Source organism: Rhodococcus sp. R1101, from assembly GCF_000278445.1.
Lineage (GTDB): Bacteria > Actinomycetota > Actinomycetes > Mycobacteriales > Mycobacteriaceae > Rhodococcus > Rhodococcus gordoniae.
In genome coordinates this window covers 1-7,425 of record NZ_AJVB01000170.1, presented here as the reverse complement: position 1 = coordinate 7,425, position 7,425 = coordinate 1, and the positions used below count along the sequence as shown (strand labels likewise).

Genomic DNA, 7,425 nt, shown 5'->3' with positions numbered 1-7,425 from the left:
CGAAGCCGGGCAGTCGGTCGTGGAGCAGGTGCTCGGCAGCGCGGCGGTGCGCAGCTTCATCCGTTCGGCGGCGTCCGCGGCCGGCCGCGAGATCGGCCGGAGCCTCTTCGGCACGGGACGCCGCCGAAGGCGGTGAGGTGTTGCTGCCGCCGAAGGCGGTGAAGTGTTGCTGCCGCCGAGGCGGTGAGGTGTTGCTGTGTCAGTTGCTGCCGAGCTTCTTGTAGAACGCTCCGGCGATCGGCGCGGAGACCGATCGCGGCGAGAATTGACCGGCGGCCGACATGGCCTTGCTGATCACGCCGGGCACGATGCGCATGCGGTTCGCGGCGAGCGCGTCGAGCGAGACCTTCGCGGTGTGCTCGCTCGAGATCCACAGGAAGTCCGGGACCAATTTGTCGACGATCGACGCCTCGGCCGGATCGGGTTCCTCGGTACGCACCGGACCGGGGGCGAGCAGCGTGACGTGCACGCCGGTGCCCTTCAGTTCGCCGCGTAGCGACTCGGAGAAGGTGTTCACGAATGCCTTCGTGGCGGCGTAGGTGGCGTTGTTCGGGATCGGCATGTTGCCGGCGGCCGAACCGACCATCAGGATCGCGCCGGAATTCCGCTCGACCATCTGCGGCAGCACCGCGAGGGTGAGGTCGTGCACGGCGACGGCGTTGAGTTCGACCTGCGCCCGCTCGTAGGTCGCGTCGAGTTCCGCGACCGCGCCGAAGGTCGCGATGCCGGCGTTGTTGCACAGGATGCTGATGCGGCGGCGTACGAGTTCGTCGACCAACGGTGTCCGGGCGTCGCGGTCGGACAGATCGCATGCGCGTACCTCGACGGTCACACCGTATTTCGCGCGCAGGGTCTCGGCGAGGGCCTCCATCACCTCTCCGCGGCGGGCGACCAGGATCAGCGAGTGGCCGCGGGCGGCGAGTTCGGTTGCGAGGGCCTCACCGATGCCGGAGGACGCTCCGGTGACGACGGCACGGGCATCGGGATGGGGATTCGGCAGAGTCACAGTGGGTCAGCGTAGCGGCAGGCGCGCAGCGACGGCCGGGGCCGGCCCGACTGTGCGATCGAGTCGTTCGGTGCCGCGGGCGCTCCCGAAGCCTAGGCTCCGGGGCATGAATGCGTTCACGGACACGGCGAGTGGGGCCGGGGAGGCCACGACGCGTCGTCAGGTCTTCTCGTGGGGTCTGTGGGACTGGGGTTCGGCGGCGTTCAATGCCGTGATCCTGACCTTCGTGTTCTCCGTCTATCTCACCGACGCGGTCGGGGACGACCTGCCGGGCGGGATCTCGGCGAGCACCTGGCTCGGATGGTCCCTGGGCATCGCCGGCTTCGTCATCGCCGTGACCGCACCGGTGTCCGGTCAGCGTTACGACGCCACCGGGCGGCGGAAGCGGTCGCTGGGCATTCTCACCGCGGTCACCGTCGCGGCCATGGCGGCGATGTACTTCGTCCGCGACGACTATCACTATCTGTGGCTCGGCATGGTCCTGCTCGGTGTGGCGTCGGTGATGGCCGAACTGGCGCAGGTCCCGTACAACTCGATGCTGCGCCAGGTGTCGACCCCGGCGGATATCGGCCGGGTGTCGGGTTTCGGTTGGGCGATGGGCTATTTCGGTGGGATCGCGCTCCTGTTGTTGTGCTACACCGGCTTCATCGCCGGTGACGGCGATTCGCGCGGTTTCCTCGGTGTACCGACGGAGGACGGCATCAACATCCGGCTCGTGGCGCTGTTCGCTGCCGTGTGGTTCGCGGTGTTCGCCGTGCCCGTGCTCCTCGCCGTTCCGGAGAAGCCGGTCGCGAGTGGGGACATCGCGCGCCGGGCGGGTTTCGTCGAGTCCTATCGCGTGTTGGGGCGCGATCTGACGGAGCTGTGGCGGGCGGATCGTCGCACCATCTGGTATCTCGGGGCGTCGGCGTTGTTCCGGGACGGTCTCGCCGGTGTCTTCACCTTCGGGGCGGTTCTCGCCGTCACCGTCTACGGGATCGGAGCGGGCGATGTACTGCTCTTCGGTGTCGCCGCGAACGTCGTGTCCGCCGTGGGCGCGCTCGTGGCCGGGCGGGTGGACGACCGGATCGGGCCCAAGGCCGTGATCGTGGGGTCGCTGGTCGCCATGATCGCGACCGGCATCGTGCTGCTCGTGGTCTCGGGTCCGCTCATGTTCTGGATCTTCGGTCTCGTGCTGTGCCTGTTCGTCGGTCCCGCACAGTCGTCGGCGCGCACCTTCCTGGCGCGCCTCACCCCGCCGGGCCGGGAAGGCCAGATGTTCGGTCTCTACGCGACGACGGGTCGGGCGGTGTCGTTCCTGGCGCCGACGCTGTTCGGCTTCTTCGCATGGTGGTTCGGTACCGACCGGGCCGGCATCGTGGGACTGTTGCTCGTGCTCGGCGCCGGTCTGCTGTCGTTGCTCGCGGTGCGGGCTCCCGAGATGTCCGCGAAGGACTGATCAGGATCGGTCGGTGATCGCGGCCAGTACCTGGTCGGCGGCGTTGCGGTGTCCGGCCGCGTTCGGATGCAGCGGGATCGACCCGGCGGCCGGTTGCAGACCGGCCATCCATCGGGTCTCCGGAGCGGCACACGCGTCGTGATCGCGGCTCGAAGAACGCAGGTCGACGTAGTCCGCGTCGGCGGCCTCGGCCTGCTCGCGCATGACGGTGTTCAACCGGTCGATCTTCTCCTGCAGATAGGTCGCGTCCTCGGGCCAGATCCGCTGGTCGGGGAAGCAGCCACCGTCGCGGATGCCGGTGGGATAGCCGACGAGGACGATGCGTGCCTCCGGTGAGCGTCGACGGATCTCGTCGATCACGGTGGTGTAGGTGGGTGCGAAAGCGTCGATGGTGGCGTCGACGCGGTCGGCGCCACCGGTGGTGTTCGTGATCGCGCACGACGCGCCCTCCGGCGGTGCCGAGAGATTCACGCACCCCAACGCCAGTTGGACGAGGCCGATGTCGTTGCCGCCGATGCCCACCGTGACGAGTTCGGTGTCGGGTCGCAGCGAGTCGTACTGGGGTGGCACCGTCCCGCCGCGGAAGGTGGTCTGCGGCATCCCGAAATCGAGGGAGGTGGCGGCGCCGCACGACGCGTCGACGAAGTTGTCGATGCCGAGTCCGGCGGCGACGAGGGTGGGATAGTTGCTCCCCGACCGTCCGCACGGATCGCCTTCGGTCTGCGGCGGGATGCCGGGTCCGGCGGTGAAGGAGTCTCCCAGGGCCACGTACGACTCGTAGTCCGCAGCCGGGGCCGTCTCCTCCGTCCCGGCGCAAGCCGCCCCCGCTACCACGAACGTGATTGCGGCGCAGGCGATGACGCCCGCTCGTCGGAGGAGTCTCGGTCTCGTCACATCGGACCTCGCAATCAGTGGAGCCGATGTATCCGAGGCTACAGGTGCGCCGGTGGCCGGTACGTGCGCCGGAGCGCGACGTCGCGCTCCGCGCCTCGAATCGGCCTCACGCCTTGAAGTAGACGATCTGGTGCGAGGTCGCGAGCAGGACGCCGTCGCGTCCCCACAGCCGAGCGCTCTGGTCGAAGAAGCCCTGTTCGAAGCGATGCGCCCGGGCGGTGGCGAGGACGGGGCCGTCGGATTGCGCGGCAACGGTCTCCCGGTCGGCGTGGAAATAGGTCGTCATGGAGACCGTGCCGGCCGGCAGTACCCGGCCCAGACGCAGGAAGGCGCGGGGATAGAAGATGTCGCACATCGCGGTGAGCGAGGCGAAGTCGAGCGGGCGCGACGGGACGTCGCGCACCCACAGGGTCGACGTGGAGTCGGCGACCTCGGCGCTGCCCTCCTCGGGAACGACCCCGGTGGCGTACCGCATCTCGTAGTTGCGTGCCCACGCGATGAAGTCGGGCAGCGGTGTCGGTTCGAGCGAGTCGGGTGCGGGGACGGCCGGTGCCTGCGGTTCGGTCGACGACCAGGTGGGGCGACGGAGACCGAAGACGGCCGTCGCGGTGGTGGCGACCTCACCGCCCTGCGACAGTTCGAGCGACCAGTGCTGGGTGGTCCGGTTCGTGCGCACCGGTCGCACCGCGATGTCGAACGGTCCGTCGGTGATGGGTCCGGCGAAGTTGACCGTCAGGGACAGCGGCATGCCGAGGACATCAGGATGCCGTTCGACCGCGCGCAGAAGGGTCGCGGCGGTGATACCGCCGAACGGGCCGACCATGTTCGCGTAGGCGGGGTGCGTATGCCCTTCGGTGCGACCGTCCCGGACCTCGAAGAGGTCGACGGCGGCGTCGAAGACGTGAGTGGTCACCGAGACGTCGGTCATGACAGGGTCTCCTCGGAAAAGGTGTCGCGCAGGTCGGATCCGTACGACAACATACAGAGAATCCGGGTGAGGACCGGCTCGGGCCCGTCTAGGCGTTCCGTCGCCGCGCGATCGCGTTCGCGACCTCGGCAGGCGCCTCCTCCGGGATCCAGTGCGAGACGTCGGGCAGGATCACGAAGTCGTAGTCGGCATCGACGAACTCGCCACACCGTTCGGCGCCGGCGCGGCCGATCGCGATGTCGGCGGTGCTCCAGAGGTAGGTCGTCGGGACGCGGACCGGGGGAGTCGAATCGAGATCCCGTGTCATGGCGCGATACCAGTTCAGGGCGGCGGTGAGAGCGCCCGGCGCGGACATCGCGGCGACGTAGTGGTCCACCGCGGCGCGGTCCACGCCCGGCGCGAACATCGCCCGCAGGCGCCGCGCGTCGTCGGCGAGGAGGAGGTCCTCCGCCTTGCCCTCCTCCCGGAAGAGGCCGATGTAGGAGGAGCGCTCGCGTTGGTCGGCGTCCTCGCGCAGCGCCCAGCCGTAGGCGGCGAGGTGGGGGACCGAGACCGCGGTCAGCGCCGAGACGCGGTCGGGATGGTGGGCGGCGAAGTACCACGCCACGGCGGCGCCCCAGTCGTGTCCCGCGAGGTGGACGCGAGCGAGACCGAATTCGTCGAGCAGACCGAGGACATCACCGGCGAGCGCCGGCACCCCGTAGTGCTCGACGCCGGCCGGCCGGGCGCCGGGGGAGTATCCGCGCTGGTCGGGGGCGATCACGCGGAAACCGCGTTCGACGAGCAGGCGGGCCACCGGCGTCCAGCTGCGTGATGTCTGGGGGAAGCCGTGCAGGAGCACGACGGGTGTGCCGTCCCTCGGACCCGCCACGCGCACGTCGAAGGTCAAATCGTCGTAGGTGGCGGGTTCGCTCGATGCCATGGGAACCACGTTACGGAAGGGGAGGGTCTCCGACAGGATTTCCCGTCCACCTCGACGAACCGGAGTCGCTCCGGCCCGTCACCGGTCGCCGGACGTCCGACGTGGCCGCCACGCCGCCGTGCCCAGCAGGATCAGACGCATCTGCTTCTCGGCGCGGGTGACCACCTCCGTTTCCTGCGCGCTGCCGGGACGTTCGACGGCGAGCAGGTCGAGGACGAAGTCGAGCATCGCGGTCACCAGCAGGTCGGCGGCCATCTCGAGATCGTCGAACTCCCAGTCGTCGAAGCCGGGGGAGCGGCCCAGGTCGGCGGCGAGTTCACTCGTGAGCAGGCGCAACTCGACGGAGATGGCGGCGGCGACCTCGGGTACTCCGCCGTGGCGTTCGCGGGCGAGGAACCGGAAGGTCGCCTTGTGGGCCCGTACCTGCTGGACCAGCACGTCCAGGGACTGACGGGCGCCGGACGGTCCGGGGGTGCGTCGCGCGTCGCGCAGAAGACGGCGCAGCACCCGCATCGTGTCGGCGGCGAGGGTGACGCCGAGTTCGTCCATCGACGAGAAGTGCCGGTAGAACGCGGTGGGCACGATGCCCGCGTGACGGGCCACCTCCCGCAGGCTCACCCCGCCGAGTCCTCGGTCGGCGGACAGGTCGAGGGCGGCGTCGAGAAGCGCCTGGCGCGTGCGTTCCTTGCGTTCGGCGCGCGTGGTCGGCGGAGGTGCGGAAGCGGTGGACACGCTCCGAGTCTAGGCACGACGGGCTCGGCGGTGTCCGAGCAACTGTAATCGCGATCACACCTGGGTTGACAGCCAGGTGTGTCCGGCTGTCACACTGATTTCAGTGCACATTCGTTCACTGAGCACGCAGAGGTCTACCGAAAGGCGGACAGACATGATCGTGCGCGACCGTCCGACACCCGTCCCGCGTTCGGGTTCGTTACGAAAGATACTGGTAGGAGCACTCGAATTGCTGTCCTACCCGCACCACCCGGACCGCTATCTGGAACTTGCCGACCCGCTGCTCGTCACGTCGGCGAACTATGCCCGGATTACAGATGTGGACCGAAGTGCCACCGATTCGCTCACGCTCACGGTGCGCCCCGCACGGTCGTGCCGCCCCCTTCCGGGGCAGTACGTGACCGTGGCGGTGCGGGTCGACGGGGTGCGGCACACGCGCTGCTATTCGCCCACCCTCGTGGATACGGAGACGCAGCGGCATCCCGACCTGCGCTTCACCATTGGCAGGCACCCCGACGGCACCGTCTCGCGTCACCTCCACGACCACGCGAGGGCCGGCGACGTCGTCGAACTCGGTCCTGTGGCAGGCGAGTTCGTGGTGCCGAGCCCTCGCCCTCGGCGGCTGCTGTTCGTCGCCGCGGGGTCCGGGCTGACGCCGGTGCTGTCGATGCTCACCGGTCTCGTCGCCGAGGGGTACGACGGGTCCGCGGTCCTGCTCTACTACACCCGTACGCCCGGACACGTCCCGCGCCGCGCCGAACTCGACGTTCTCGCGGACCGGCCCAACATCGAGATCGTCCATGCACACACACGATCCGGCGGCGGGCTGCTGCACGGACGGTTCGACCGCAGCCACCTCGCGGCCGTCGCACCCTGGTACGCCGACACGCCCACGTTCGTGTGCGGCCCGGCGGAGATGGTCACGAGCATCCGCGAGGTCTACGCCGAGCGCGGCGCCGAGGCCATGGTGAACACCGAGGAATTCGTCCTCGTGCCATCGGTCGCGTCGACAGATGATGCCGGCGGTGAGATCTCCTTCGCCGAATCCGGCATCGTTGCCGAGAACACCGGATCGACGCTGCTCGCACAGGCCGAAGCGGCCGGTCTCACGCCCGAACACGGATGCCGCATGGGTATCTGCCACAGCTGCACCGCAGTCAGGCTGTCGGGGTGCACCCGCGACGTGCGTACCGGCGAGGTCGATTCGGAACCCGGCCGCCGCATCCAGATCTGCGTGAACGCTCCGGTCGGCGACGTCGCCGTCGAACTCTGAACCGACCGTTCGAACGGTACAACCGAAACGCATTGGAGGACATCATGTTCGGATTGTCCCTGCCCACCCTGCCCACCCTGCCCTTCCTTCCCTTCCTGTCGGGCCGTACCGCTGCGGCCGAGGCCGAACCGCTCGTGCTCGACCACGACAGCGTCGAGGAGATCGGCCGCGAACTCGACGCCCTGCGTGAGCAGACCCTCGCCTCCCTCGGCGACGAGGACCGCGAGTATCT

8 protein-coding genes and 1 pseudogene are annotated in these 7,425 nt (G+C 69.1%); 4 read left to right on the top strand and 5 right to left on the bottom strand.

All coding sequences use genetic code 11. The features are described 5' to 3' along the window. Window positions 1–136: DUF853 domain-containing protein (locus tag R1101_RS30980; RefSeq protein WP_232284739.1), on the top strand; the 136-nt coding region annotated here is incomplete at its 5' end. Window positions 137–199: 63 nt separating this feature from the next. Here R1101_RS30980 and cmrA read toward each other — a convergent pair. Next, window positions 200–1,006, bottom strand: coding sequence for a mycolate reductase (gene cmrA, locus R1101_RS0112400; RefSeq protein ID WP_016933740.1), 807 nt, complete (start codon window positions 1,004–1,006; stop codon window positions 200–202). Window positions 1,007–1,112: 106 nt separating this feature from the next. Here cmrA and R1101_RS0112395 point away from each other — a divergent pair, with 106 nt between their 5' ends. Next, window positions 1,113–2,444, top strand: a complete 1,332-nt coding sequence (locus R1101_RS0112395) for an MFS transporter (RefSeq protein WP_016933739.1) — start codon at window positions 1,113–1,115, stop codon at window positions 2,442–2,444. Here R1101_RS0112395 and R1101_RS0112390 read toward each other — a convergent pair whose 3' ends face one another. The 4 genes from R1101_RS0112390 to R1101_RS0112375 form a co-directional block, all read right to left on the bottom strand. Next, complete coding sequence (locus R1101_RS0112390) at window positions 2,445–3,338, bottom strand: SGNH/GDSL hydrolase family protein (protein WP_026003199.1); 894 nt, start codon at window positions 3,336–3,338, stop codon at window positions 2,445–2,447. Window positions 3,339–3,444: 106 nt separating this feature from the next. Next, a complete protein-coding gene (locus R1101_RS0112385; RefSeq protein ID WP_016933737.1) occupies window positions 3,445–4,266 on the bottom strand; it encodes an acyl-CoA thioesterase in 822 nt (273 codons plus the stop codon). Between the two features lie 88 nt (window positions 4,267–4,354). Then, entirely contained in the window at window positions 4,355–5,188 is an 834-nt protein-coding gene (locus R1101_RS0112380; protein ID WP_016933736.1) for an alpha/beta fold hydrolase, read from the bottom strand. Window positions 5,189–5,266: 78 nt separating this feature from the next. Beyond that, entirely contained in the window at window positions 5,267–5,920 is a 654-nt protein-coding gene (locus R1101_RS0112375; RefSeq protein WP_016933735.1) for a TetR family transcriptional regulator, read from the bottom strand. A 154-nt stretch (window positions 5,921–6,074) separates the two neighbouring features. Here R1101_RS0112375 and R1101_RS0112370 point away from each other — a divergent pair, with 154 nt between their 5' ends. Both R1101_RS0112370 and R1101_RS26555 read left to right on the top strand, forming a co-directional pair. Continuing rightward, window positions 6,075–7,193 (top strand): ferredoxin reductase, encoded by a 1,119-nt coding sequence (locus R1101_RS0112370; RefSeq protein ID WP_016933734.1) that lies wholly within the window; start codon window positions 6,075–6,077, stop codon window positions 7,191–7,193. Window positions 7,194–7,237: 44 nt separating this feature from the next. Beyond that, a pseudogene (locus R1101_RS26555) lies at window positions 7,238–7,425 on the top strand (acyl-CoA desaturase); the annotation flags it as partial.

Bases quoted from the DNA above. Each gene is read 5' to 3' on its own strand.
- R1101_RS0112380 (WP_016933736.1), bottom strand. From the start codon at position 5,188: ATGGCATCGAGCGAACCCGCCACCTACGACGATTTGACCTTCGACGTG.
- R1101_RS0112395 (WP_016933739.1), top strand. From the start codon at position 1,113: ATGAATGCGTTCACGGACACGGCGAGTGGGGCCGGGGAGGCCACGACG.
- R1101_RS0112385 (WP_016933737.1), bottom strand. From the start codon at position 4,266: ATGACCGACGTCTCGGTGACCACTCACGTCTTCGACGCCGCCGTCGAC.
- R1101_RS0112370 (WP_016933734.1), top strand. From the start codon at position 6,075: ATGATCGTGCGCGACCGTCCGACACCCGTCCCGCGTTCGGGTTCGTTA.